The organism is Streptomyces harbinensis, assembly GCF_900116145.1.
Taxonomy (GTDB): Bacteria; Actinomycetota; Actinomycetes; order Streptomycetales; family Streptomycetaceae; genus Streptomyces; species Streptomyces carpaticus.
Map to the genome: position 1 here is coordinate 272,373 of NZ_FPAB01000002.1, position 25,215 is coordinate 297,587.

24 protein-coding genes and 1 tRNA gene are annotated in these 25,215 nt (G+C 73.4%); 12 read left to right on the top strand and 13 right to left on the bottom strand.

From position 1 onward, the window contains the following. The first annotated feature begins 2 nt into the window (after positions 1–2). Both BM385_RS05490 and BM385_RS05495 read left to right on the top strand, forming a co-directional pair. The gene (locus tag BM385_RS05490) at positions 3–233 is read left to right on the top strand and encodes a tautomerase family protein (RefSeq protein ID WP_019434954.1); all 231 of its coding nucleotides are present in this window, start codon (positions 3–5) and stop codon (positions 231–233) included. After that, on the top strand, positions 233–1,276 hold the full coding sequence (locus BM385_RS05495; protein WP_019434955.1) for an LLM class flavin-dependent oxidoreductase: 1,044 nt from the start codon (positions 233–235) through the stop codon (positions 1,274–1,276). The genes BM385_RS05490 and BM385_RS05495 overlap by 1 nt, the downstream gene beginning before the upstream one ends. A gap of 88 nt (positions 1,277–1,364) precedes the next feature. Here the strand turns inward: BM385_RS05495 and BM385_RS05500 are convergent, their stop codons facing one another. From BM385_RS05500 to BM385_RS05515, 4 genes are all read right to left on the bottom strand, one after another. Beyond that, entirely contained in the window at positions 1,365–2,369 is a 1,005-nt protein-coding gene (locus tag BM385_RS05500; RefSeq protein ID WP_019434956.1) for an ABC transporter substrate-binding protein, read from the bottom strand. Continuing rightward, positions 2,366–3,139, bottom strand: coding sequence for an ABC transporter ATP-binding protein (locus tag BM385_RS05505; protein WP_093842344.1), 774 nt, complete (start codon positions 3,137–3,139; stop codon positions 2,366–2,368). The genes BM385_RS05500 and BM385_RS05505 overlap by 4 nt, the downstream gene beginning before the upstream one ends. Continuing rightward, positions 3,139–4,254 (bottom strand): FecCD family ABC transporter permease, encoded by a 1,116-nt coding sequence (locus BM385_RS05510; protein WP_380980898.1) that lies wholly within the window; start codon positions 4,252–4,254, stop codon positions 3,139–3,141. The genes BM385_RS05505 and BM385_RS05510 overlap by 1 nt, the downstream gene beginning before the upstream one ends. 82 nt (positions 4,255–4,336) lie before the next feature. Further along, on the bottom strand, positions 4,337–5,587 hold the full coding sequence (locus BM385_RS05515) for an MFS transporter (RefSeq protein ID WP_093842345.1): 1,251 nt from the start codon (positions 5,585–5,587) through the stop codon (positions 4,337–4,339). A 341-nt stretch (positions 5,588–5,928) separates the two neighbouring features. On the opposite strand from BM385_RS05515, the gene xynC reads away from it, so the two are divergent. Beyond that, complete coding sequence (xynC, locus tag BM385_RS05520) at positions 5,929–7,248, top strand: glucuronoarabinoxylan endo-1,4-beta-xylanase XynC (protein ID WP_093842346.1); 1,320 nt, start codon at positions 5,929–5,931, stop codon at positions 7,246–7,248. Here the strand turns inward: xynC and BM385_RS05525 are convergent. After that, positions 7,226–8,314: a hypothetical protein gene (locus BM385_RS05525; RefSeq protein WP_093842347.1), complete on the bottom strand. Its 1,089-nt coding sequence runs from the start codon at positions 8,312–8,314 to the stop codon at positions 7,226–7,228. The two genes, xynC and BM385_RS05525, sit on opposite strands and share 23 nt — an antisense overlap. 56 nt (positions 8,315–8,370) lie before the next feature. Continuing rightward, positions 8,371–8,458 (bottom strand) — tRNA-Leu (locus BM385_RS05530). 107 nt (positions 8,459–8,565) lie between these two features. On the opposite strand from BM385_RS05530, the gene BM385_RS05535 reads away from it, so the two are divergent. From BM385_RS05535 to BM385_RS05545, 3 genes are all read left to right on the top strand, one after another. Then, positions 8,566–9,891, top strand: a complete 1,326-nt coding sequence (locus tag BM385_RS05535; RefSeq protein ID WP_019434962.1) for a M20/M25/M40 family metallo-hydrolase — start codon at positions 8,566–8,568, stop codon at positions 9,889–9,891. A 125-nt stretch (positions 9,892–10,016) separates the two neighbouring features. Then, a complete protein-coding gene (locus BM385_RS05540) occupies positions 10,017–10,250 on the top strand; it encodes a chaplin (RefSeq protein ID WP_019434963.1) in 234 nt (77 codons plus the stop codon). Between the two features lie 149 nt (positions 10,251–10,399). Then, positions 10,400–11,227 carry a chaplin gene (locus tag BM385_RS05545; protein WP_093842348.1) on the top strand — a complete coding sequence of 276 codons (828 nt, stop codon included), beginning with the start codon at positions 10,400–10,402 and terminating at the stop codon, positions 11,225–11,227. Positions 11,228–11,287: 60 nt separating this feature from the next. Here BM385_RS05545 and BM385_RS05550 read toward each other — a convergent pair whose 3' ends face one another. Continuing rightward, on the bottom strand, positions 11,288–11,476 hold the full coding sequence (locus BM385_RS05550; RefSeq protein WP_026047630.1) for a DUF5703 family protein: 189 nt from the start codon (positions 11,474–11,476) through the stop codon (positions 11,288–11,290). A 47-nt stretch (positions 11,477–11,523) separates the two neighbouring features. Between BM385_RS05550 and BM385_RS05555 the strand changes: the two genes are divergently transcribed. Continuing rightward, positions 11,524–12,183 carry a hypothetical protein gene (locus tag BM385_RS05555; RefSeq protein ID WP_026047631.1) on the top strand — a complete coding sequence of 220 codons (660 nt, stop codon included), beginning with the start codon at positions 11,524–11,526 and terminating at the stop codon, positions 12,181–12,183. Between the two features lie 30 nt (positions 12,184–12,213). On the opposite strand, the gene BM385_RS05560 is transcribed toward BM385_RS05555, so the two are convergent. Further along, positions 12,214–14,133, bottom strand: a complete 1,920-nt coding sequence (locus BM385_RS05560; RefSeq protein ID WP_019434967.1) for an ATP-binding domain-containing protein — start codon at positions 14,131–14,133, stop codon at positions 12,214–12,216. Beyond that, complete coding sequence (locus BM385_RS05565; RefSeq protein WP_019434968.1) at positions 14,130–15,113, bottom strand: aldo/keto reductase; 984 nt, start codon at positions 15,111–15,113, stop codon at positions 14,130–14,132. Before BM385_RS05565 ends, BM385_RS05560 begins: the two co-directional genes overlap by 4 nt. Before the next feature lie 75 nt (positions 15,114–15,188). Here BM385_RS05565 and BM385_RS05570 point away from each other — a divergent pair, with 75 nt between their 5' ends. From BM385_RS05570 to mshC, 5 genes are all read left to right on the top strand, one after another. Further along, positions 15,189–16,238 (top strand): LLM class F420-dependent oxidoreductase, encoded by a 1,050-nt coding sequence (locus BM385_RS05570; protein WP_019434969.1) that lies wholly within the window; start codon positions 15,189–15,191, stop codon positions 16,236–16,238. Between the two features lie 120 nt (positions 16,239–16,358). Further along, the gene (locus BM385_RS05575) at positions 16,359–17,054 is read left to right on the top strand and encodes an MSMEG_4193 family putative phosphomutase (protein WP_019434970.1); all 696 of its coding nucleotides are present in this window, start codon (positions 16,359–16,361) and stop codon (positions 17,052–17,054) included. Between the two features lie 76 nt (positions 17,055–17,130). Further along, positions 17,131–17,724 carry a DUF3090 domain-containing protein gene (locus tag BM385_RS05580; protein WP_026047632.1) on the top strand — a complete coding sequence of 198 codons (594 nt, stop codon included), beginning with the start codon at positions 17,131–17,133 and terminating at the stop codon, positions 17,722–17,724. Then, positions 17,685–18,578: an SCO1664 family protein gene (locus BM385_RS05585; RefSeq protein ID WP_380980902.1), complete on the top strand. Its 894-nt coding sequence runs from the start codon at positions 17,685–17,687 to the stop codon at positions 18,576–18,578. Before BM385_RS05580 ends, BM385_RS05585 begins: the two co-directional genes overlap by 40 nt. A 71-nt stretch (positions 18,579–18,649) precedes the next feature. Beyond that, positions 18,650–19,879, top strand: coding sequence for a cysteine--1-D-myo-inosityl 2-amino-2-deoxy-alpha-D-glucopyranoside ligase (mshC, locus tag BM385_RS05590; protein ID WP_093842350.1), 1,230 nt, complete (start codon positions 18,650–18,652; stop codon positions 19,877–19,879). A gap of 61 nt (positions 19,880–19,940) precedes the next feature. Here the strand turns inward: mshC and BM385_RS05595 are convergent, their stop codons facing one another. The 4 genes from BM385_RS05595 to BM385_RS05610 form a co-directional block, all read right to left on the bottom strand. Continuing rightward, entirely contained in the window at positions 19,941–20,963 is a 1,023-nt protein-coding gene (locus tag BM385_RS05595; protein WP_019434974.1) for a PAC2 family protein, read from the bottom strand. A 192-nt stretch (positions 20,964–21,155) separates the two neighbouring features. Then, positions 21,156–22,769 carry a glycerol-3-phosphate dehydrogenase/oxidase gene (locus tag BM385_RS05600; protein WP_019434975.1) on the bottom strand — a complete coding sequence of 538 codons (1,614 nt, stop codon included), beginning with the start codon at positions 22,767–22,769 and terminating at the stop codon, positions 21,156–21,158. A gap of 6 nt (positions 22,770–22,775) precedes the next feature. Continuing rightward, positions 22,776–24,320, bottom strand: coding sequence for a glycerol kinase GlpK (gene glpK / locus BM385_RS05605; protein WP_019434976.1), 1,545 nt, complete (start codon positions 24,318–24,320; stop codon positions 22,776–22,778). Positions 24,321–24,378: 58 nt separating this feature from the next. Further along, complete coding sequence (locus tag BM385_RS05610) at positions 24,379–25,191, bottom strand: MIP/aquaporin family protein (protein ID WP_019434977.1); 813 nt, start codon at positions 25,189–25,191, stop codon at positions 24,379–24,381. Positions 25,192–25,215: the final 24 nt, after the last annotated feature.

Here is a 25,215-nt window from a genome sequence, read left to right on the forward strand (position 1 = left end):
CCGTGCCCCAGGTCACCGTCACCCTCGCCGAGGGCCGCACCCCCGCGCAACTGCGCGCCCTGCTGCACGAGGTGCACGGCGCGGTGCTGCGCACCACCGGCACCCGTCCCGAGTACATCCGGGTCGTCGTGCACGAAGTCCCCCGTACGCACTGGGCCACCGGTGACGTCACCCTCACCGAGCTGGACGCCGCCGGACGGGACCCGGCCGGCCCAGCGGAAAAGGAGCAGTGATGAGGTTCTCGTTGTTCGTCCACATGGAACGCCAGGACGAAAAGGTCAGCCACCGGGAGCAGTTCGAAAGCCTGGCCGAGCTGGCACTGATGGCGGAGGCCGGCGGCTTCGGCACCGTGTGGATCGGGGAGCACCACGCGATGGAGTACACCATCTCCCCGAGCCCCATGCCGCTCCTCGCCTACCTCGCCGCCAGGACCTCCACCATCCGGCTGGGCGCGGGCACCATCATCGCGCCCTTCTGGCACCCCATCCGGGCCGCCGGCGAATGCGCGCTGCTCGACGTCATCAGCAACGGCCGCATGGAGGTCGGACTCGCCCGGGGCGCCTACCAGTTCGAGTTCGACCGGATGGCGGGCGGCCTCTCCGCCCGGGACGGCGGCAAGCACCTGCGCGAACTGGTGCCCGCCGTACGGGCCCTGTGGCAGGGCGACTACGCGCACGACGGCGAGATCTGGCAGTTCCCCACGGCCACCAGCGTGCCGAAGCCGGTGCAGCAGCCCACCCCGCCCATGTGGATCGCCGCCCGCGACCCCGCCTCGCACGACTTCGCGGTGGCACAGGGGTGCAATGTCATGGTCACCCCGCTGATGAAGGGCGACGAGGAAGTCGTCGCCCTTAAGGGGAAGTTCGACACGGCGGTGGCCAACCACCCCGAGGTGCCGCGCCCCGAGCTGATGGTGCTGCGGCACACCCACGTGCACGCCGCCGGGGACGCGGACGGCTGGCGCCCGGCCGCCGAGGCGATCAACCGCTTCTACCGGACCTTCGACGCCTGGTTCGGCAACAGCACCACCCCCGAGAACGGCTTCCTGGCGCCCAGCCCCGAGGCCAAGTTCGCGCAGCGGCCCGAGTTCGCCCCCGAGGCGCTGCGCGAAACGGCGATGATCGGCACCCCGGCCGAGGTCATCGAACGGCTGCGGGCCTACGAGGAGCTGGGCGTGGACGAGTACAGCTTCTGGATCGACACCGGGCTGTCCCACGAGGAGAAGCGCGCCTCGCTGGAACGGTTCATCGAGGAGGTCGTCCCGGCCTTCCGGTGAGCCGCACCGGAGGCCGGGACGGCGACCGGCCGCCCGCGCCGGGCACCCGCCCGGCGCGGGCGGCCGGCCCGAACCCGCTCCGCCCCGGTCAGCCGCCGGCCGGGGCGGTGTACTCGGTGCGGATGAACTCCCCCAGCCCCTCCGCGCCGTCGATGATGCGCGGGCCGCTGATGGCCTCGTTGTAGTCGAGGACGAAGAAGTTGTCCGCCCGGACCCCCGGAAGATTGCGGGTGATGGGGGAGGACTTCAGGAAGTCGATCTTCTCCTGGACCGGCTGGTCCTGGTAGTCCATCACGACGATGATCTCCGGCTCGGCCTCGACCACCGCTTCCCAGCCCACCGAGGTCCAGCGGTCGGTCAGCCCGGAGAAGATGTTCTCGCCGCCCGCGATCTCGATGATCTCGTTGGGCGGGGCCTGGTTGCCCGCGGTGAACGGCTGGTCCGTTCCGGCGTCGTAGACGAAGACCCGCGGCGCGGGCCCCTGCGGCGCCTGCTCCCGGACGGCCGCCACCCGCTCGCGCATCCCGGCGACCACCTCCCCGGCACGCTCCTGGGCGCCGAAGATCTCGCCGAGCAGCTCCAGGTCCCGGTACAGCCCCTCCACCGGGGTGAACTCCACCGGATGGCCGGGGTAGTTGTAGCAGGTCTCGCTGTGCATGAAGCTCTGGATGCCCAGCGTGTCCAGGATCGCCGGGGTGATGCCGCGCTCGTCGCTGAAGCCGGAGCGCCACCCGGCGACGACGAAGTCCGCCTCGGCGTCCACCACCAGCTCGCGGTTGAGCAGATCGTCGCTGAGCATCTCCACCTTCGCGTACTCGGCGGCCCACGGGGACTCCTCCACCGGCGGGTTGGCGGGCGGCATCACATAGCCGTGCACATGGTCGGTGAGGCCCAGGACGAACATCTTGTCCGCGCTGCCCGCCTCGTACACCACGGCCCGCTGCGGTACCCGGTACGTCACCTCCTCGCCGCAGCGCGGCACGGTCACCGGGCCGGCGTCCGGGCGGCTGTCGTCCGGTGCGACCTCCGCGCCGCAGGCGGCCAGCGGCAGCGCCGCCGCGGCGAGGGCGGCGGCGAGGAAACGTCGGGTCATGCGGGGGCTCCCAGGGAGTAGAGAAGTTGGGGATCGCCGGTCAGCGGATGGGGGACGACGGTGGCGTCGATGCCGAAGACGGCGCGCACCAGACGGGCGGTCAGCACCTCGCGCGGGGTGCCCGCCGCGACCAGCGCGCCCTCGGCGAGGACACCGATGCGATCGCACACGGCCGCGGCCAGATTGAGGTCGTGGAGCACGATCACCACCGTCAGCCCGGAGGCGCGCAGCAGCGTCAGCAACTCGATCTGGTGGCGGATGTCGAGGTGGTTGGTGGGCTCGTCCAGCACCAGCACCTCCGGTTCCTGCACCAGGGCCCGGGCCGCGAGCACGCGTTGCCGCTCGCCGCCGGAGAGGGTGAGGACGCCCCGGTCCGCGAGGTGGAGCACGTCGAGCTGGGTCATGGCACGCCGGCACAGCTCCTGCTCCCGGGCGCCGAGCGCCTGGTTGCCCCGCAGATGCGGGGCACGGCCCAGGGCGACGATCTCCGCGACGGTGAAGTCGAGTTCGGAGCCGCCCTCTTGGGTGAGGGCCGCGATGCGGCGGGCGCTCTCCCGGCGGGTGAGGGCGGTCAGGTCCCGGTCGTGCAGCAGGACGGCGCCGGTGGTGGGCGCCAGCGCCCGGTAGACGCAGCGCAGCGCGGTGGACTTGCCGCTGCCGTTGGGGCCGACCAGGCCCACGATCTGGCCGGCGCCGACCTCCAGGGAGAGGTCGCGGACCAGGGCGCGGCCGTTCCGCTCGACCCCCAGCGCGTCGAGTCGCAGGATCATCAGCGGCCTCCGAACACGTAGCCCTTGCGGCGCATCAGGGTGATGAACACCGGGACGCCGACCAGGGCGGTGATGACTCCGAGCGGCAGTTCGCGCGGGGCGACCAGGGTGCGGGCGACGAGGTCGGCCCAGACCATGAAGATGCCGCCGACGAGCGGGGCGAGCACGAGCACCCGGGAGTGGCGGGCGCCCACGAGAATCCGGACCAGGTGGGGCATGACGAGCCCGACGAAGCCGATCGCCCCGCTGACCGCGACCATCGCCCCGGTCATCAGGGAGGTGAGGACGAAGAGCGTACGCCGCAGGGCGGCGGTGTCCACGCCCAGGCTGGCGGCCGTCTCGTCGCCCAGCGCCATGGCGTCCAGGGTGCGGGCGTGCCGGTGCAGCAGGAACGTCCCGGCGGCGACGATCACCGCGACGGTCGGCAGCGAGCCCCAGGTGGCGGCGCCGAGTCCGCCGAGCATCCAGAAGAGCACCGTGTGGGTGGCCTCGCCGTCGGGGGCGAGGTAGACGAGGACGCTCATCACGGCCTGGAAGCCGTAGGCCATGGCGGTCCCGGTCAGGACCAGGCGCAGCGGGGTGAGTCCGGCGCGGCTGTAGGAGGCCAGGTAGACCAGGGCCGAGGCGGCGAGCGCGCCGGCGAAGGCGCCGGCCGACAGGGCGTGGATGCCGAACGCGCCGAGTGCGCCGGTGACGATGACCGTGACGGCGCCCACCGAGGCGCCGGAGGAGACGCCGAGGACGAACGGGTCGGCCAGCGCGTTGCGTACCAGCGCCTGCACCGTCACGCCGACCACGCTCAGTCCGGCGCCGATGACGACCGCCAGCAGGACGCGAGGGGTGCGGACCTCCCAGATGATCTGGTAGCCGGTCAGGTCCCCGGCCGGCAGGGTGCCTCCGGTGAGGGCCGCCCACAGGTAACGGGTGGTGTCGGCGGGGGAGATGGTGGCCGGGCCGAGGCCGATGGCCAGCACGACGGAGACGAGCAGCACGGCGAGCAGGGCGATCACGGGGAGACCGAGACCGAGGCCGCGGCCGGTGCCGGGGGTGGCGGGGGCCGGATGGTCCGGGAGGGAGGGCTGCGCGGGCCGCCGCTTGCTGACGATGAAATTCATTGTCGAATAAGCATTCTGTACGACCGTGATTTCGTCAAGAGACGTAGGCCGCCGTCCCCGTCCGCCCCCGCCCCCCGCCCGGTCAGGCCGGCGCGCTCCGCGAGAAATGACGGGCCGTGGGCACCAGCGCCGCGGCGGCCGGGACGAGGAAGCAGGCGACGGTGCACACGGCCAGGACCGGCCCCGCCCCGAAGGCGTCCGCGGCGGGGGCGATCAGCGCCAGTCCGACCGGGGCCAGGCCGTAGGACACCATGAAGTCGAGCGAGGACACCCGGGCCAGCAGCCGCGGCTCCACCTCGCGCTGGGTGGCCGTGAACCAGGGGACGTTGAACAGCTCGATCCCCACCCCGGCCACCGCGTAGGCCGCCACCACCAGCAGCGCGGGCACCGGCGCCCACAGGCTCAGCGGGGCGAACCCGTAGCAGGCCAGGGCGGCCAGCGCGGCCCAGCCCCGGGAACGCGGGCGCAGCCGGGCGATGAGCAGCGCGCCGAGCAGCGCCCCCGCGGCGTAGGCGGTGACGGCGGCGGCCAGCACCGCCTCGGTGCCGTACCGGTCCCGGCTGATCATCGGCAGCAGGACACCGGTCGCCGAGTAGCCGGTGGTGATGACGGCGGCGAGCGCTGCCAGACCCCCGAGGAACCAGGGATGACGCCGGGCCTCCCGCACGCCCTCGGTGAACTCGGCGACGAACCCCGGCCGGTGTCCGGCCCCGCGGGCGGCGGGGGCCGGGCTCCCGGGCGGCGGCAGCAGCGCGGCGGCCAGCCACAGCGCGCCGGTGCCCAGCAGCAGAACGGGTACGTTCAGGAACGCGGCCAGCACCGCGGTCAGCGCGGGCCCGGCCAGCGTGGTCACGCGCACGGCCAGGGTCATCGCGGCGTTGGCCTCCTGGCGCCGCCCGGGATCGACGACCTCGGCGGTCAGGGCCTGGAAGGCCGGCCGGCAGGCGCCCTGGCCCGCCCCCACCACGGCGGCGGCCACGGCCATCAGCGCCACGGAACGCCCGAGCCCCGCCGCGAGTACGGGCGAGGCGAGCGCCGCGGCCAGCCCGGACCACCGCACCACCGCCCGGCGCGACAGCCGGTCCGCGAGCACGCCGCCGATGGGCACCGCAGCCAGGAAACCGACCGTGCGGACACCGAGGACGAGACCGAGCGCGGCCGGGGTGATGGTGTCGTGCAGCACCGCCAGACCGATGACGAACGGCATCGCCCAGGTGGCCAGGCCGGACGCCGTGGAGCCGGCCCACAGGCGCAGAAAGGCGGTGTCGCGCAGGACGGACCGCGCGGTGTCCGCGGCGACAGCGTCCAGGGTGGACGAACCGGGGGCGGCCACGGTGGTGCCTCCTCGACGAGGTCCGGAGACCAGCCAATGAACATGAAAATACTTTTCAAGAGCATAGCGCCCGCACGGCGTTGCCCCGCACCACCGGACGGGCGGGTCGGCTCCCCGCTGACGGGCGCGCGAGCGGGTGCGCGGACGGTTGACGGTGGTGGGAGGCGCCGTTACCGTCACCGGCGGTTCGGTGGTGGGCACGGTGTTCCACATCCCGAACAGCCCGTGGTTCCGCGCGGGCACCCGCTCCGCTCCCGTTGTCCGGCAGAGCCGTCGGTCGCGCCGTGCTTTGGGAGCGCTCCCAAAGCACCTGTCGGTGCGTGGCGCTGAGGAGAGACGACATGGCGTTACACCAGAACGCGTCCGGGTCGGCCCGTCCGGAACCGCCGAACAGAAGGACCGTCCTCGCGGCACTGGGGGCGGGCGCGGCCCTGCCGCTCGTCGCCGCCGGCCCCGCCGCCGCGGCCGGCACCCGCCCGGCGCCGCGCACCGCCGCCGACGTGATCATCTCCCCGGCGGCGGAGCGGCAGCTCATCCGGGGCTTCGGCGGCATGAACCACACGGTCTGGATCAGCGACCTCACCCCCGAGCAGCGCAACACCGCCTTCGGCAACGGCGAGGGGCAGCTGGGCTTCACCGTGCTGCGGATTCCGGTGCACGAGGACCGGGCGAACTGGAGCCGGGAGGTGGCCACCGCCCGGCGCGCGATCGAACTCGGGGCCACCGTCATCGCGTCCCCGTGGAACCCGCCGGCGCACATGACGGAGACGTTCGTGCGCGGCAACCAGACCAACGCCCGGCGGCTGCGGCACGACATGTACGGCGCCTACGCCCAGCACCTGAACGACTTCCACCAGTTCATGCGGAACAACGGCGTGGAGCTGTACGCGATCTCCGTGCAGAACGAGCCCGACTACGCGCACGACTGGACCTGGTGGACCTCCGGCGAGATGGTCCGCTTCCTGCGCGAGAACGCCGGGTCGATCGGCACCCGGGTCATCGCCCCGGAGTCCTTCCAGTACGTGAAGAGCTTCTCCGACCCGATCCTCAACGACGCCCAGGCCCTCGCCAACACGGACATCCTCGGGGCGCATCTCTACGGCACGCAGTTCCAGAACTTCCCCTACCCGCTCTTCCGGCAGCGCGGCGCGGGCAAGGAACTGTGGATGACCGAGGTGTACTACCCCAACAGCAGCGACTCGGCTGACCTGTGGCCGCAGGCCCTCGACGTCGGCGAGCACGTGCACCGCTCCCTGGTGGACGCGGAGTTCCAGGCGTACGTGTGGTGGTACATCCGGCGCGGCTACGGTCCGATGCGGGAGAACGGGACCATCAGCAAGCGCGGTGCGGGCATGGCGCACTTCTCGAAGTGGGTACGCCCCGGGCACCGGCGGATCGAGGCGACCGCCCAGCCCGCGCCGAACGTCTACACCTCCGCCTACAAGGGGGACGGCAGCCGGCTGGTCGTCGTCGCGGTCAACAAGGGCGACGCGGCGGTGAGTCAGCGGTTCGTGCTGGAGAACACCACCCGCTCCAGCGTGCTGTCCTGGGTGACCGACGCGGGCCGCACCCTCGCCGCCCAGCCCGGGCCCGGCCTGTCGGGCGGCTCCTTCACCGCGGTGCTCCCGGGCCGGAGCATCACGACGTACCTGCTCCAGTGAGGCCGGCGCGGCGGAGCGCCTCCAGCGGATAGGGGGTCTCCCGGCTCTCCGCCTGGAACGCCCGGATGAAGTCCCACATCACCAGGGTGAGCGGCGCGTAGCGGGCGACGACGGCGGCGTCCGCCTCCGGCATCCCCGCCGGCCGCTCGCCCGCGGCGCACGCGCGCACCAGCGCGTAGCGCTTGTCCCAGCCGCACCCGGCCCCGTACCGGGCCGTGATCAGCCAGTGCACCAGATGCGAGGCGGCGTACGCCCGGTCGTGGGTCCGGTTGCGGTCGTGGAAGGCGGTTTCCTCCGGGGAGAGGTCGAAGCGGGAGGAGAGCGACAGGCCGTAGTCGGCGAAGTACAGGCGGCGGCCGTCGGTGAGGATGTTGCGGAAGTGGCCGTCGAGGTGCAGCAGGCCCCGCTCGGCCATGAAGGAGGCGCCCGCCCGGAGTTGGGCGTCCACCGTGGCGCAGGCCCGCCCGGCCGCCTCCTCACCGGCGGCGAACCGCTCACCCAGCCAGTCGTGCAGGTTCTGCGGGATGTACTCCAGGAACAGCGCAAGGCGCGCCGTGGACTGCTCCAGGGCCTCGATCCGGCGGCGTACCCCGGCCCGTCCTCCCCAGTAGGCGACGGCCCGGTCCACATCGGCCAGTTCTCCGGGCAGCGGCTCGCCGGGCCCGGGGAGCACCCGCCAGTGGTACATCAGCGGGAAACCCTCGTGGTCCCCGGCGATCACCCAGTTCGTGGTCATGGTGTGCACGGCCAGCTCCCGCCAGGCTCCGGAGCCGGGGCCGCCGAGGGCGCCGAAGCCGTACTGGCAGAACGTGGGCACGCCGAACAGGTTCGCCGTGGAGTGCCGGTTCTCCGGCCGCAGCTCCAACGCGGTCAGCGGCACCTGCTTGACGAACACCGGGGTGTCCGCGATCTCCAGCAGGACGGTCGTCCCCCCGATACCGGAACCGACCGCTGTGGCCCCGTCCACCAGCGTGCCCAGCTCACGATCACTGCACAGCGCGAGCGCGGTGGCCGCCCCGCCGTGGGCGGCCAGCCGGGCACCGCGGGACATGTCGGTGCTGTGCATCCGCCCCCCACCCTGCCGGAAAAACACAAAAACCCCAGGTGAACTGGGGTTCCTGCTGGTGTCCGAGGGGGGACTTGAACCCCCACGCCCATAAGAGGGCACTAGCACCTCAAGCTAGCGCGTCTGCCATTCCGCCACCCGGACAGGGTGTGTCGCTGTGACTGAGGGAAACCATAGCAAAGTCCCGGCCTTGGTGATCTCCGGGGGGCGTGGGAGAGGATGGGGGGATTCCATCGTGTAAGGAGCGCAGCGTGAGCGAGTCGGACACCGGCGGGCGGCAGCGGGCCGAGCAGGAGGTCGTGGATCTGTGCCGCGACCTGATCCGTATCGACACCAGCAACTACGGCGATCACTCCGGGCCGGGGGAGCGCGTCGCCGCCGAGTTCGTGGCCGGGCAGCTGGCCGAGGTGGGGCTCGACCCGCAGATCATCGAATCGCACCCGGGGCGGGCCTCCGTGGTGGCGCGGATGGAGGGCGAGGACTCCTCCCGGCCCGCGCTGCTCATTCACGGGCACACCGATGTGGTGCCGGCCAACGCCGAGGACTGGACGCACCATCCGTTCTCCGGTGAGATCGCCGACGGCTGCGTGTGGGGGCGCGGCGCGGTCGACATGAAGGACATGGACGCCATGACCCTGGCGGTGGTCAGGGAGCGGATGCGCAGTGGCCGCAAGCCGCCGCGGGACGTCGTGCTGGCCTTCCTCGCCGACGAGGAGGCCGGGGGCGTGTACGGGGCGCGGCATCTGGTGGACAACCACCGGGATCTGTTCGACGGGGTGACCGAGGCGATCGGCGAGGTCGGCGGGTTCTCGTTCACCGTGAACGAGCAACTGCGGCTGTATCTGGTGGAGACGGCGCAGAAGGGCATCCACTGGATGCGGCTCACCGTGGACGGCACCGCCGGGCACGGGTCGATGACCAACAACGACAACGCGATCACCGAGCTGTGCGAGGCGGTCGGGCGGCTGGGGCGGCACACGTTCCCGGTGCGGGTGACGAAGACGGTGCGTTCCTTCCTGGACGAGCTGTCGGACGCGCTGGGCACCGAACTCGACCCGGAGAACATGGAGGAGACCCTCGCCAAGCTGGGCGGCATCGCCAAGATCATCGGCGCGACCCTCCAGAACACCGCCGCCCCCACCCAACTGGGCGCCGGGTACAAGGTGAACGTGATCCCCGGTCAGGCGACCGCCCACGTCGACGGGCGCTTTCTGCCCGGCTACGAGGAGGAGTTCCTGGCCGATCTGGACCGGATCCTGGGTCCGCGGGTCAAGCGGGAGGACGTGCACGCCGACAAGGCGGTCGAAACCTCCTTCGACGGCGCGCTGGTGGACGCCATGCAGACCGCGCTGCGCGCGCACGACCCGATCGCGCGGGCGGTGCCGTACATGCTCTCCGGCGGTACGGACGCCAAGTCCTTCGACGATCTGGGCATCCGCTGCTTCGGGTTCGCGCCGCTGAAGCTGCCCCCGGAGCTGGACTTCGCGGGGATGTTCCACGGGGTGGACGAGCGGGTGCCGGTGGAGGGGCTCCAGTTCGGGGTGCGGGTCCTGGACCGTTTCCTCGACGAATGCTGAACCGCTCTCGTGTGCGATGTTACTCGGGATGGGTGAATATCCCTTAAGCCTCGTAGCCTTGTTCTCGCCTCCTCGTTACTCGTGATGCGGCCCTGCTGGGCCCGCATTGTCTACAAGGAGGAAGCATGATCAAGAAGGTCGTCGCCACCGCGGCCGCCACCGGCAGCCTGGTGCTCGCGGGTGCGGGCATGGCCGTCGCCAGCTCGGGCGCCCAGGGTGCGGCCGTGGGTTCCCCCGGTGTCATCTCCGGCAACGTGGTGCAGGTTCCGGTTCACATCCCGATCAACGTCTGCGGCAACACCGTTTCCGTGATCGGTCTGCTGAACCCCACCTTCGGCAACACCTGCATCGCCAAGTGACATTCGGCCCCCACACCATGAGGGCTTGACTTCGGGCGGTCCCGGAGCGCGTACGGCGCTCCGGGACCGTCGGGGTCTCTACGCAGGGCGCGGGATGCCCTCAGCCCCCACCCCGCGCCTCCATGTTGGAACAAGGCAGGGGAAACACCATGCGACAGGTCACCAGGAAGGGCCTGCTCTCCGTAGCCGCCGCCGGCGGGATGCTGGCCATGGCGGGCGGAACGGCACACGCCGACGCCGACGCCCATGGCGGTGCCGTCAACTCACCCGGCGTGGCCTCGGGCAACACCGTTCAGGTGCCGATCAATGTGCCGGTCAACGTCTGCGGCAACACGATCAATGTGATCGGCGTGCTGAACCCCGCGTTCGGGAACACCTGCCACAGCGGCACTCCCGGCGGCGGCCAGCACGACCCCGGCCATGAGGCCGGGCAGGGCGGGGCCCAGGCGGAGGGCGGCGCTGTCGACTCGCCCGGCGTCGGCTCCGGCAACAACATCCAGGCTCCGATCGACATCCCGGTCAACGCCTGCGGCAACGGCGTGGACGTCGTCGGCGTGCTGAACCCCGTCTTCGGCAACGAGTGCCACACCGAGCAGCCCCCGGTCGAGCACCCCGAGGAGCCGGGCAGCCCCGGTGAGCCCGAGCAGCCCGAGCCCGAGGAGCCGGGCGGCTCCGGCGGCTCCGGCGGTCCCGGCGGGTCGGGCGGCTCCGGCGGCGGCGACGAGGAGGAGCCGGAGGTTCCCGGTGGCTCCGGTGGTTCCGGCTCGGGCGGCGCCGGCGGTTCCGGCGGCGGCGACTCGGAGACCCCGGTCGAGGAAGGGCCCGGCAACGAGCCCTCCGAGCAGCTGGGCGGCGGCGAGCTGGCCGAGACCGGCAGCAGCGGCCCGGGCCTGGGCGTCATGCTTCCCCTCGGCGCCGGCCTGATGATCGGCGGCGTGGTGCTGTACCGGCGCGGCCGGGCGGCGCAGCAGTCCTGACGAGCCGCTTTCCACCAGGGGCCCCGCGCGTGCGCGGGGCCCCTGCGTGCTTCCGGGCGGCTACCAGGTGGGGCGCAGCTGACGGATGATCCGCCGTCTCAGCCGCACCCGGCGGCTCCCGTCCGGGTACAGCCGCAGCCGGGCCAGTTCCCACTGCCCGTACTCGGCCTGGTCGGTCAGCAGCCGGGTGGCCGCGGCGCGGGAGACCCCGCGCGGGACATACACATCACGAAACTCATATTCCGGCATCGAATCCATTGTGCGTCCAGGGGCCCGATGCCGATACCGTCTGCACCATGTCTGATGCTGTGCAGCCGACCGCTGCCGAAGTCCGCGCCGCCGCCGACGCGCTCAAGAACGCGATCGACCGGCACCTGGAAGCCATTGAACGGCGCGCCACCGGACAGGGCGCCGACACCGACGCGGAAGCCCAGGTGTACACCGCGTTCAACGAGATGGCCGCCGCCGGTGAGGTGTACGACGAGCTGCTGTACGACGTCTACGACGAGGTGACGCCCTTCGAGGTCCCCGCCACCGAGGGCGGCACCGGATACGCCGGACCGGAACGCCCCGAATATCTGAGCGTTTTCATGCGCCGCGACTATGTCGTGGTGGACCCCCGGCGGCTGCGCGGCCAGGCGCAGCGCGTCACCGAACTCGACCCGGAGACCAGCGGCGCCGAGGCCGCCGGCGCGCACGAGGCGGCGGGCGGCAGCCTGCACGCCGCGCTCGGGGTGATCTTCGGCGAGTTCGATCCGGACGAGATCGCGACCCGGCACAAGGAGTTCGGCCTGGAGGAGGGGGACGCCACGCTGTGGGTGGCCGCCGCCGACGAGCCGGTGGAGCCGGGGGAGTGGCTGGCCGCGCCGTTCGAGGCGGTCGATGCCGAGCGGGTGATCTGCCGCTTCGACATCAGCGACGCCTTCGACGAGGAGGACCTGGGCCCCGTGCGCTGAGCGCACGGGGCCGCCCGCTGCGCGCGCCCCTCAGCCGCCGGGCACCGGCTGGGGGCGCAGCAGCGCGGCCAGCCGGGTGCCGCGCGCCCCCGCCGGGGGCTCGGCGACCGCGCGGGCCAGCGCGGGCCCGGCGCCCTGCACCACGGACAGATGCCGCTCGGCCCGGCTGAAGGCGGTGTAGATCCAGGAGCGGTCGAGTGCCGCCACCGCGTCCCCGGGCAGCACCGCGACGACGGCCGGCCAGCGGGCCCCGGCCGCCTGGTGCGCGGTGATGGCCCAGCCGTGCCGTACCGCCCGCGCCACCCGGTCCCGGGGGACGGTGACGGGCCCGTCGGGACAGGTCAGCCGCAGCCCCTCGGCGTCGGCCCCGGTGACGGTGGCCGGCCGGGTGTGGCCCGGCGCGGGGGAGTACGCCACCTGATCGCCCGGGTCGAAGCCGGCGAACCGCCCGGGGCCCGGGTTCAGCCGCTCCTTGAGGGCCGCGTTCAGCACCCGGGTGCCCGCCGCGCCGCCGTGACCCACCGTGATGACCCGCACCTCGGCGGCCGGCACCCCCACCGCGCGCGGGATGGAGTCGGTGACCAGCTGGACCGTACGGTGCACCGCCTCGCCGGCGTCGGCGGCCGGCACGATCACCACTTCCCGGTCGGGCGCGGCCACCTGGTACAGCTCGCCGATCGCGATCCCGGAGACCAGCTCGCCCACCGGGCCGGCGTCCGGGGTGCGGGAGGTGAGGTGCGGAACGGCGCCGCAGGCCAGCACGTCGGCCAGCACCTGCCCGGGACCCGCCGCGCCCAGCACCGCCGGGTCGCCGCTGAGCACCAGCCGGGCGCCGTCCGGCAACGACTCCACCAGGGTGGCCGCCGTCTCCACCGTCAGCTGCGGGGTGTCCAGCACGGCCAGCAGGTCCAGGGCCAGGGCGCCCTCCGCGTCCCGCTCCGGGCCCTCGGCCCCGCTGAGCAGCCCGGCCACCGTGACCGCCGCGTCCGCCGCGCCCTCCGGGAGCAGCCGGGCCAGCCGCTCCCGGCCGTCCGGGCCGTGCGCCGCCGCGTAGGCCCGCAGCCCCAGGCCCCGGGCCGCCGCGACCAGCGCGGCCGGCTCGGCGCGCGCCGCCTCGCCCCCGGTGTGCGCCACGACGGTGTGCGCCGCCACGGCCGTGATCAGCTCGCCGGCCGACGGCGTCGGCGCCCCGGCGGCGGCCTCCGCCCAGCCCGGCGCGTCCGGCGCGGCCCCGGCCGGGGCGGAGCCGCCCAGCCGGGCCAGGCCGTCGGCCAGGCTCTCCTCGGCCAGCGCGCAGCGGTCGAGACCGAAGAGCACCCGCACGGGTGATGTCTCCTCCTCGCCCGGCACCGCCACGGTGTCCTGGAAGACCAGGACCGCGCCCTCCTCGACGGCGGCCCGCAGGGTCTCCTCCGGGTCCGCCACGCCCTGCCCGGCCAGGCTCTCGGCCAGCGCCCCCGACTCCAGCGCGGTGTGCCCGGCCAGCGCCGCGCGCTCCAACAGCCAGCCGGTCAGGGCCACCCCCCGGCGTACGTCCTGCGGGTCGCAGGCGGTGCCCAGCAGCGCCCGCGCGAAGCCGTCCGCCTGCCCGGGGAGCATGCCGGGCACCGCGAGCAGCCGCCACGGGTCGTCCGCCAGCTCGGCGGTGGCGCCCTCGCCGAGCGCGGTGGCCACCGGGCCGGCCAGCTCCGCGGGCGCGCCGCCGCGCGCCAGCAGCTCCACCAGGCCCTCCGGCATGGGGGCCTGCGCCCCGCCCGGCGCGGGCACCGGGCCCTCGGTACGGGCGCGCGGCGGCGCGGCCGGGCGGCGCGGCGCCGGCTCGGGCCGGGAGAAGAAGGACGCGGCCGACCGCTCCCCGCTCTCCACCGCCCGCACGGCGGCCCGCAGCGCGGCGGCCGGGTCCGCGGGGGCGCCCTCGGTGGACGGCGGCGGCTGGCTCCCGTCGGTCACAGCGAACTCCAGTCATGGTCCGGGTAGTGGTGCACCGGGGCCGAAATGTCATCCAGCGCCCGGCAGATCTCGTCAGGAAGCCTAAGGTCCTCCACTGACAACACCTCGTTCAGCTGCCGCGCCGTGCGCGCCCCCACGATCGGCGCGGCCACCCCGGGCCGGTCCCGTATCCAGGCGAGCGCCACCTGCGCCGGGGTGACGGCCAGGCCGTCCGCCGCCGTGGCCACCGCGTCCACCACCCGGCGTCCCGGCGCGTCCAGATAGGGGGCGACGAACCCGGCCAGGGTGCTGGAGGCGCCGCGCGAGCCGGGCGGGGTGCCGTGCCGGTACTTGCCGGTCAGCACCCCGCGCCCCAGCGGCGAGGACGGCAGCAGCCCCACGCCCAGGTCCAGCGCGGCCGGCAGCACCTCGCGTTCGACGCCGCGCTGGAGGAGCGAGTACTCCATCTGGGTGCTGGCGAGCCGGGTGCGCGCCCCCGGCACGCTCAGCTGCCAGGTGGCGGCCTTCGCGAGCTGCCAGCCGCAGAAGTTGGACACGCCGGCGTACCGGACCCGTCCGCTGCTCACGGCGATGTCCAGGGCCTGGAGCGTCTCCTCCAGCGGGGTCATCGGATCGAAGGCATGCACCTGCCACAGATCGACGTAGTCGGTGCCCAGCCGCTCCAGGGAGGCGTCCAGGGCGGCGAGCAGATGGCCCCGGGAGGCGTCGAAGCGGCGGTCCGGATCGGGCACGCTGCCCGCCTTGGTGGCGATCACCAGCTCGGAGCGCGGCACCAGGGAATCCAGCAGCCGTCCCAGCAGGTACTCGGCACCGCCGTCCGCGTACACATCGGCGGTGTCCAGCAGAGTGCCGCCGGCCTCCCAGAACATCTTCAGCAGCTCCGCGGCGTCCGGCTCCTCCGTGTCCCTCGCCCACGTCAACGTGCCGAGCCCGAGCCGGGATACGCGCAGGCCGGTGCGGCCCAGTTGCCGAAGATCCATGGCCGTTGAGCGTACTGGCGCCGGGGGGTAGAGTCCCGTCGCAAGGGCAGGTTACCGACGAGTAGAGGCGGTTGTATGCGGCTCGGAATCAACCTCGGGTACTGGGGCGCCGGAATGGACGCCGACAACCTCGCCGTCGCCCAGGAGGCCGACCGGCTCGGCTACGCCGTGTGCTGGGCCGCCGAGGCCTACGGCTCCGACGCGCCCACCGTGCTGAGCTGGGTCGCCGCCCAGACCCGGCGCATCGACGTCGGCTCCGCCATCCTCCAGATCCCCGCCCGCGCCCCGGCCATGACCGCCATGACCGCCGCCACCCTCGACTCCCTCTCCGGCGGCCGGTTCCGGCTCGGCCTCGGCGTCAGCGGACCGCAGGTCTCCGAGGGCTGGTACGGCGTCAGGTTCGACAAGCCGCTCGCCCGCACCCGCGAGTACGTGGAGATCGTCCGCACCGCCATGTCCCGGCAGCGGCTCACCCACCGGGGCGAGCACTGGACCCTCCCGCTGCCCGACGGCCCCGGCAAGCCCATCAAGCTCACCGTGCACCCCGTACGCGAGCGCATCCCGCTCTACATCGCCGCCATCGGCCCCAAGAACCTCCGCCAGACCGGCGAGATCGCCGACGGCGCCCTGCTCATCTTCTTCTCGCCCGAGCACGCCGAACACACCGCCCTCGCACCGCTGCGCGAGGGCCGCGCCGCCATCGGCGCCGGCCTGGACGGCTTCGACATCGCCCCCACCGTCCCGCTCGCCGTCGGCGACGACCTCGACGCGCTCACCGACCACTTCCGCCCGTACACCGCCCTGTACGTCGGCGGTATGGGCAGCCGCGAGCAGAACTTCTACAACCGCCTCGCCCGGCGCATGGGGTACGAGAAGGAGGCCGCCGAGATCCAGGACCACTATCTGGCCGGCGACAAGCAGGCCGCCGCTGCCGCCGTGCCCCGCTCGCTCATCGACTCCACCACCCTCGTCGGGCCCGTGGACCGCATCGCCGACCGGATGCGCGCCTACGCCGAAGCCGGCGTCACCACCCTCTCCCTCGCCCCCGCCGGGCTCACCCTCGACGAGCGGATCGCCGCCGTGCGGGCCGGGGCCGAAGCCCTGGAACGGGCCGGGATCGGCTGAAATCCTGCGGCCGTGGTGGGGGCTCGGGGTCTCCCCGCCACGGCCGTCGCCCTGCCCAACGACCCTGCCCCGGCGGGGGTTACTCCCCGATCCCGAACCAGTCCCCCTACCCTGGGCCGCATGCCCACCATGCTGCTGCTGCGCCACGGCAGGACCACCGCCAATTCCGCCGGAGTGCTGGCCGGCCGTGCCCCCGGCACCGGCCTCGACGACTTCGGCCACCGCCAGGCCGCCGCCCTGCCGGACCGGCTCGCCGGGGTACCGCTGGCCGCCGCCGTGCACAGCCCGCTCCAGCGCTGCGTGGAGACCCTCGCCCCGCTGCGCGCCGCCCGCCCGGACCTGCCGGTGTACGCCGAGGAGCGGGTCACCGAGTGCGACTACGGCGAGTGGACCGGACGGAGCCTGCGCGAACTGGCCGAACTGCCGCTGATGGCCACCGTCCGCACCCGCCCCTCCGCCGTCCGCTTCCCCGGCGGCGAGGCGATGCGCGCCATGGCCGAGCGGGTGGTCGCCGCGGCGGCCGACTGGGACGCCCGCATCGCCCGTGACCACGGCCCGGACGCCGTCTGGCTGCTGTGCACCCACGGCGACAACATCAAGGCCGTGGTCGCCGACGCCCTCGGCCTCCACCTCGACCACTTCCAGCGCATCGCCCCGCACCCCGCCTCCGTCACCGCCATCCGCTACCACGACCACCACCCCCTGCTGCTGCGCTTCGGCGACACCGGCGACCTGAGCGAGTTCGCACCGCACACCCCGGCCGCCGAACGCGACGTGGCGGCCGAGACCGATGCGCCCGTGGGGGGCGGTGCCTAGGCACCGAGATCGTGATGCGCAGTAGGGTGCCAGTGTCGACCGACAACAGTCCGTCCCCGACCCCACGGAGCAGTACGTGTCCCGTCAGGTGTTCCTCTACGACCCTCCGGAACGATTCGTCGCCGGGACGGTCGGACTGCCTGGCCGGCGCAGCTTCTACCTCCAGGCGACGGCCGGCCGCCGCACCACCAGCGTCGCCCTGGAGAAGGCCCAGGTGGAAGCGCTCGCCCAGCGCATCGACGAACTGCTCGACGAGGTGGTGCGCCGCTCCGGCGGCTCCACCTCCGTCCCCGCCGTCGCCCCGGCCGAACTCGCCGACACCGGGCCGCTCCAGATGCCCGTCGAGGAGGAGTTCCGGGTCGGCACCATGGCGCTGGCCTGGGACGGCGAGAGCGAGCGGATGATCGTGGAGGCCCAGGCCCTGGTGGAACTGGACGCCGACTCCGAGGAGGAGTTCGCCGAAGCCGAGGAACGGCTGCTGCGCGACGACGAGAACGGCCCGCCCATGCTGCGGGTCCGGCTCTCCGGCACCATGGCCCGCGCCTTCGCCAAGCGCGCGCTGGAGGTGGTCGGGGCCGGCCGCCCGCCGTGCCCGCTGTGCAGCCTGCCGCTCGACCCGGAGGGACACGTATGTCCGCGCCAGAACGGATACCGGCGCAGCCAGGCATGACACCCGATCAGCAGGAGGAGACCGGCAAGATCCTCGCGCACGGCCGGCTCACCGTCCTGGGCCGGATCCCCGGCGCCTCCAACACGGTGCTCTACGCCACGGCGGAACTCGGCGGCCGTACCGTGCCCTGCGTGTGCAAGCCGGTGGCCGGCGAACGCCCGCTGTGGGACTTCCCCGAGGGCAATCTGGCCCGCCGTGAGGTCGCCGCGTACGAGGTGTGCCGGGCGCTGGGCTGGGACCTGGTGCCGCCCACCGTGCTGCGCGAGGGGCCGGGCGGCGAGACCATGTGCCAGCTGTGGGTGGGCCCCGACCCGCTGGCCGGGGACCCGGAGCCGGCCGGGGAAGGGGAGGGGGACGCCGGCGCGGCGCCCGGCGAACTGCTGGCGCTCACCGAGGGCCCCGAGGCCGGCCCCGGCTGGCGCGCCATCGGCCAGGTGGAGACGGCCGACGGCACGCCCGCCTTGCTGGTGCACGCCGACGATCCGCGGCTGCGCCGGCTCGCCGTCCTGGACGCGGTGATCAACAACGGCGACCGCAAGGGCGGCCATCTGCTGCCCCAGCCCGACGGCCGGCTGCTCGGCATCGACCACGGTGTGACCTTCCACACCGAGGACAAGCTGCGCACCCTGCTGTGGGGCTGGGCGGGCGAGCCGCTGCCGGACGGTGTGCCGCAGGCCCTGCGGACGCTCGCCGACGCGCTGGCCGACCCCGGCGCCCCGGCCGCCCGGATCGCCGAGCTGATCAGCCCCGCCGAGTACACGGCGCTGCGCGAGCGGGTCGCGGACCTGCTGCGCACCGGCCGCCATCCGCGCCCGGGCGGCGAGTGGCCCGCCATCCCCTGGCCGCTGATCTAGGGCCGGGCTGCGCCCGGGCCGCGCCCGGGGCCCGCCGTGTAACCGGGGGCACCTGCGGATAGGCTCGTGGCATGTATGCCTGGCCCGCCTCCGAGGTCCCCGCGCTGCCTGGTCAGGGCCGCGACCTCAGGATTCACGACACCGCCACCGGGAGCCGGGTGACCCTCACCCCCGGGCCCGTGGCCCGGCTCTACGTCTGCGGCATCACGCCCTACGACGCCACCCATCTGGGACACGCGGCCACCTACACCGCGTTCGACCTGGTGCAGCGGGTGTGGCTGGACAACGGGCGGCAGGTGCACTACGTACAGAACGTCACCGACATCGACGACCCGCTGCTGGAGCGGGCGGTGGCCACCGGCGAGGACTGGACGGCCCTCGCGCTGCGCGAGACCGAGCTGTTCCGCGAGGACATGACCGCGCTGCGGATGCTGCCGCCCAGCCACTACATCGGCGCGGTGGAGGCCATACCGGGCATCGTCCCGCTGGTGGAGCGGCTGCGCGAGCAGGGCGCCGCCTACGAACTCGACGGTGACATCTACTACTCGGTGGCCTCCGACGAGCACTTCGGGAAGGTCTCCGGCCTCGACGCGGCGACCATGCGGGCGCTGTCCGCCGAGCGCGGCGGCGACCCCGACCGCCCCGGCAAGAAGAACCCGCTCGACCCGCTGCTGTGGCTGGCGGCCCGCCCCGGCGAGCCCTCCTGGGACGGCGGCAGCCTGGGCCCCGGCCGGCCCGGCTGGCACATCGAGTGCGTGGCCATCGCCCTGGAGCATCTGGGCATGGGCTTCGACGTCCAGGGCGGCGGCTCCGATCTGGCCTTCCCGCACCACGAGATGGGCGCATCCCACGCGCAGACGCTCACCGGCGAGTACCCCTTCGCGCTCAGCTACGTGCACGCCGGCATGGTCGGTTACCAGGGCGAGAAGATGTCCAAGTCGCGGGGCAACCTGGTCTTCGTCTCGCAGCTGCGGCGGGACGGCGTGGATCCGGCCGCCATCCGGCTCGCGCTGCTGTCGCGGCACTACCGCAGCGACTGGGAGTGGACCGAGGAGGTCCTGACCGAGGCCACCGAGCGGCTGGGCCGCTGGCGGGCCGCGGTCTCCCGGCCGGACGGGCCGTCCGCGCTCGCCCTCGTCGAGGAGATCCGTGAGGCGCTGGCCGACGACCTGGACGCCCCGGCCGCGCTCGCCGCCGTGGACCGCTGGGCCGGGGCTCAGGCCACCGCCGGCGGCGAGGACACCGGTGCCCCCGGGGTGGTCTCGCGCGCCGTGGACGCCCTGCTGGGCGTCGCGCTCTGAACGGCGACCGGGCCCGTACGGAAGCCGTACGGGCCCGGTCGAACGCGCGTAAACCGGACGGTCACTCGCCCGGCTCGGCCGGACCACCGCCCTCCGCGCCCGGCGGCTGACCGGGCTCGCCGCCCGGCTTGCGGCGGCGGCGCGGTCTGGCCCGTCCGCTGGTCGGATCCTTCAGGAACGGCCCCGGGCCGCCGCCGGCGTCCCCCGGCCCGGCGCCCGGACCCTGCTCCGCGGAACCGTCCCGGCGCCGCAGATAGCGCTCGAACTCCTTGGCGATGGCCTCGCCCGACGCCTCCGGCAGCTCGGCGGTGTCCCGGGCCTGCTCCAGCGACTGGACGTACTCCGCCACCTCGCTGTCCTCGGCCGCCAGCTGGTCGACGCCCAGCTGCCAGGCCCTGGCGTCCTCGGGCAGGTCGCCCAGCGGGATGCCCACGCCCAGCAGGTCCTCCAGGGCGTTCAGCAGGGCCAGCGACGCCTTGGGGTTGGGCGGCTGCGAGACGTAGTGCGGCACCGAGGCCCACAGGCTGACCGTCGGGAACCCGGCGTGGGAGCACGCCTCCTGGAAGATGCCGACGATGCCGGTCGGCCCCTCGTACCGGGACTCCTCCAGGTCGAGCGAGCGCGCCAGCCCCTCGTCCGAGGTGACACTGGTGACCGGCACCGGACGGGTGTGCGGGGTGTCGCCCAGCAGCGCGCCGAGCACCACCACCATCTCCACACCCAGCTCGTGGGCGAAGCCCAGCAGCTCGTTGCAGAACGACCGCCAGCGCATGCTCGGCTCGATGCCCCGCACCAGTACCAGGTCGCGGCGTCTGCCGGTGCCCCCGGCCGCGCCGCGGATCACCGACAGCCGGGTGGTCGGCCAGGTGATCCGCCGCACACCGTCGTCCAGCCAGATCAGCGGGCGGTTGACCTGGAAGTCGTAGTAGTCCTCGGCGTCCAGCGCCGCGAACACCTCGCCCTTCCACTCCCGCTCCAGGTGTGCGACCGCGGCGGAGGCGGCGTCGCCGGCATCATTCCAGCCTTCGAACGCGGCCACCATGACCGGGTCGACCAGCTCGGGAACCCCCTCGAGCTCGATCACCCAGCGCCTCCTTCCGGCCGGGTCGGGACGGTATGCCCGGCCCGGCTGCCGTTTGTCTACCGTGCGGCCCAGCCTACGGCGTCACCGTGCCCAGACCACGGCCTTTGTACGCATCGGATGACGGGCCGGGCGCGGGCGGCCCCGGGGCAGGGGCGGCGCCGGGGAGGCGGGAGGCGCCGCCCCCGCCCGGCCTCAGTCGGTGCGCTCGGCCAGCAGCGCGGCCACCCGCTCCCGTACCGGCTCGGTGTCCAGGCCCCGGATGGTGACGGTGGTGCGGCGCCGCAGCACGTCGTCCACGGTCCTGGCCCACTCCTGGTCACGGGCGTACACCACCTGCGCCCAGATCTCCGGGCCGTCCGGGTGGATGCGCTCGCCCAGCGCCGGGTCCCGGCGCACCAGGTCCGCGATCTCCAGGGCGAGCGAGCCGTAGTGGGTGGCCAGATGACGCGCGGTCAGCGGGTCCATCCGGGCACCGGGCTCGCGGTCCACCAGCAGCCGGTGGGCGACGGCGTTCGGGTTGGCCACCCCGGGCAGCGGGGTGCGGCGCACCAGCTCGCGCACCGGCTCCATGTCCTCCGCGATGCCGAGTCCCGGCAGCTTGGCGAGCTTGGCGAGGACGGTACGGCCGATGTGCCGGTACGTGGTCCACTTGCCGCCGGCCACCGACAGCATGCCGCCGCGGCCCTCGCTGACCACGGTCTCCCGCTTGGCGGACTCCGTCCCGCCGGGCCCGCCGGGCAGCACCCGCAGCCCGGCGAAGGCGTAGGTGAGCAGGTCGCGGTCCAGCTGGGTGTCGCGCACGGACAGCGACGCCTCGGCGAGGATCTGCTGGATGTCGGCCTCGGTGGCCTCCACCGCGCCCGGGTCGCCCTCGTACGGTTCGTCGGTGGTGCCCAGCAGCAGCTGGTCCTCCCAGGGGAGGGCGAAGGTGATGCGGTACTTGTCGACCGGCGTGGCGAGCGCGGCGCGCCAGGGGGCGCTGCGGCGCAGCACGAGGTGGGCGCCCTTGGACAGCCGGACGCTGGGCGCGGCGCCCGGGTCCTCCAGGCGGCGCAGGTGGTCGACCCAGGGGCCGGTGGCGTTGAGCACCAGCCGGGCGTCGATGCCGAACTCGGTGCCGTCCAGGCGGTCGCGGACCTCGGCGCCGGTGACCCGGCCGTGGGTGAAGCGCAGCCCGGTGACCTCGGCGTGGTTGAGGACGGCGGCGCCGGCGCCGACGGCGGCGCGGACGGTGAGGACGGCGACCCGGGCGTCGTTCATCTGGTGGTCGCCGTAGACGGCCACGGCCTTGAGATTGTCGGTGCGCAGCGCGGGGTTGGCGGCGGCGGCCTTGGCGGGGGAGATGATGCGGCCCACGCCGTCGCCGAAGGCGGAGAGCGCGGAGTAGGCGAAGACGCCGGCGCCGAGCTTGGCGGCGCTGTGCGGGCCGTCCTTGTAGACGGGCAGGTGGAAGGTGAGCGGGTTGACCAGGTGGGGGGCCACGTCCTTGGCGAGGACCCGGCGCTCGTGGTGGTTCTCGGCGACCAGCTTGACGGCTCCGGTCTGGAGGTAGCGCAGTCCGCCGTGCACCAGCTTGGAGGAGGCGGAGGAGGTGGCGCCGGCGAAGTCGCCGGCGTCCACCATCGCCACCCGCAGCCCCGACTGCGCGGCGTGCCAGGCCACCGAGGTGCCCAGGATGCCGCCGCCGATCACCAGCAGATCGTGGGCGGAGCCGGCCAGTCGCTCCCGGGTTTCGGCGCGGCCGGCTGCCGGGTGCGCCGTTATGGCGGATCCGGTGGCGTCCGTGGTGTGCTGCGGGGTGTTCATGAGTTCTCAGTCCTCCTCGTCGAGCCAGCCCATGGTCCGCTGGACGGCCTTGAGCCAGAGCTTGTACTCGCGGTCGCGCTGGGCCGCGTCCATCTGGGGGGTCCACTCGGCCGCCCGGCGCCAGTTGGCGCGCAGTTCGCTGATGTCCGACCAGAAGCCGACGGCGAGGCCGGCGGCGTAGGCGGCGCCCAGACAGGTGGTCTCGGAGACCATGGGGCGCACCACGGGCGCGTCCAGGAAGTCCGAGATGTTCTGCATCAGCAGGTTGTTGGAGGTCATGCCGCCGTCGACCCGCAGCGAGGTGACCTCGACGCCGGAGTCCTTCTTCATGGCGTCGACGATCTCGCGGGTCTGCCAGGCGGTGGCCTCCAGGACCGCGCGGGCGATGTGGGCCTTGGTGACATAGCGGGTCAGTCCGGCGATGATGCCCCGGGCGTCCGAGCGCCAGTAGGGGGCGAACAGGCCGGAGAACGCGGGAACGAAGTAGGCGCCACCGTTGTCCTCCACGGTCCTGGCGAGGGTCTCGATCTCGGCCGCCGAGTTGATGATGCCCATCTGGTCGCGCATCCACTGCACCAGGGCGCCGGTGATGGCGATGGAGCCTTCCAGCGCGTACACGGTGGGCTGGTCGCCGATGCGGTAGCCGACGGTGGTGAGCAGGCCGGCGTAGGAGTTGACGGCCTCGGTGCCGGTGTTCATCAGGAGGAAGGTGCCGGTGCCGTAGGTGGACTTGGCCTCGCCGACGTCGTAGCAGGTCTGGCCGAAGAGGGCCGCCTGCTGGTCGCCGAGCGCGGAGGCCACCGGCACGCCGTCCAGGGGTCCGCCCTTGGCGTGGCCGTAGACCTCGGCGGAGGAGCGGATCTGCGGCAGGACGGCGGCGGGCACCTGCATGGAGGAGAGGATGCGCTCGTCCCAGTCCATGGTGCGCAGGTTCATCAGCATGGTGCGGGAGGCGTTGGTGACGTCGGTGACGTGCTGCCCGCCGTCCACGCCGCCGGTGAGGTTCCAGATGACCCAGGAGTCCATGGTGCCGAAGAGCAGGTCGCCGCGCTCGGCGCGTTCGCGCAGCCCTTCGACGTTGTCGAGCAGCCACCGGATCTTGGGTCCGGCGAAGTAGGCCGACAGCGGCAGCCCGGTCTCGCGGCGGAACCGGTCCTGGCCGACGTTGCGGCCCAGTTCCCGGCAGAGCGCGTCGGTGCGGGTGTCCTGCCAGACGATGGCGTTGTGGACGGGCTCGCCGGTGTGCCGGTCCCACAGCAGGGTGGTCTCGCGCTGGTTGGTGATGCCGATGGCCCGGACGTGGTCCTTGGTGATCTCGGCCTTCTCCAGCGCGCCGGCGACGACTTCCTGGACGTTGGCCCAGATCTCGGCGGCGTCGTGCTCCACCCAGCCGGGCCTGGGGAAGATCTGCTCGTGTTCCTTCTGGTCGACGGAGACGATGCGTCCGTCGTGGTCGAAGACGATGCAGCGGGAGGAGGTGGTGCCCTGGTCGATGGCGGCGATGTACTCGCGCTGTTCGGCGGAGAAGGACGGGTCGTGCGTGCTGCTCATGCGGTCGGCTCCTGGTGGTTGCGGTTCGGGGGCGGAACGGCGGGACGGCTGCGGCGGGTCAGAACACCAGCTGGTGGATACCGGCCGCGGCGGCGCCGCCGAGCAGCGGGCCGACCACCGGCACCCAGGCGTAGGACCAGTCGGAGCCGCCCTTGTTGGGCAGCGGGAGCAGGGCGTGGACGATCCGCGGGCCCAGGTCGCGGGCCGGGTTGATCGCGTACCCGGTGGGGCCACCGAGGGACAGGCCGATGCCGAGGACGGTGAGCGCCACCAGCAGGCCGCCGATCGCGGTGACCTGGAGGGCGTCGTTCACGCCGGTGGCCAGGACGACGGAGACCAGGACGAAGGTGCCGAGGATCTCGGTGGCGACGTTCTGCCAGTAGACGCGGATCTCGGGGGCGGTGGAGAAGATGCCCAGCACAGGCCCCGGCTCGCCGTGTCCCGCGGCGCGGCGCTCGCGGACGGGCTTGGGCTCGTCGAAGGCCCGCACGCCGGGGGTGCGGGAGCCGCCCTCCTCCTCGCGGTCGGTGAGGTGGGCGATGAAGTGGCCGTAGTACCCGATCCAGACGCCGATGGCGCCGAGCATCGCCCCGGTGAGCTGGCCGAGCACATAGACCCAGAACTGGCCCCAGCCACCGTTGACGATCATGATGCCGAGGGTCACCGCGGGGTTGAGGTGCGCCCCGGAGATCTCGGTGGAGACGTAGACGCCGGCGAGCACCGCGATGCCCCACCCGAAGGTGATCGCGACCCAGCCGGCGCCGAACGCCTTGGACTTCTTCAGTACGACGCCGGCTACCACGCCGGCTCCCAGCAGGATCAGTACGGCGGTGCCGAGCACCTCGCCGTAGAAGATTTCGGAGTTGGACACCCGTGACTCCTTCGTCCCATGTCC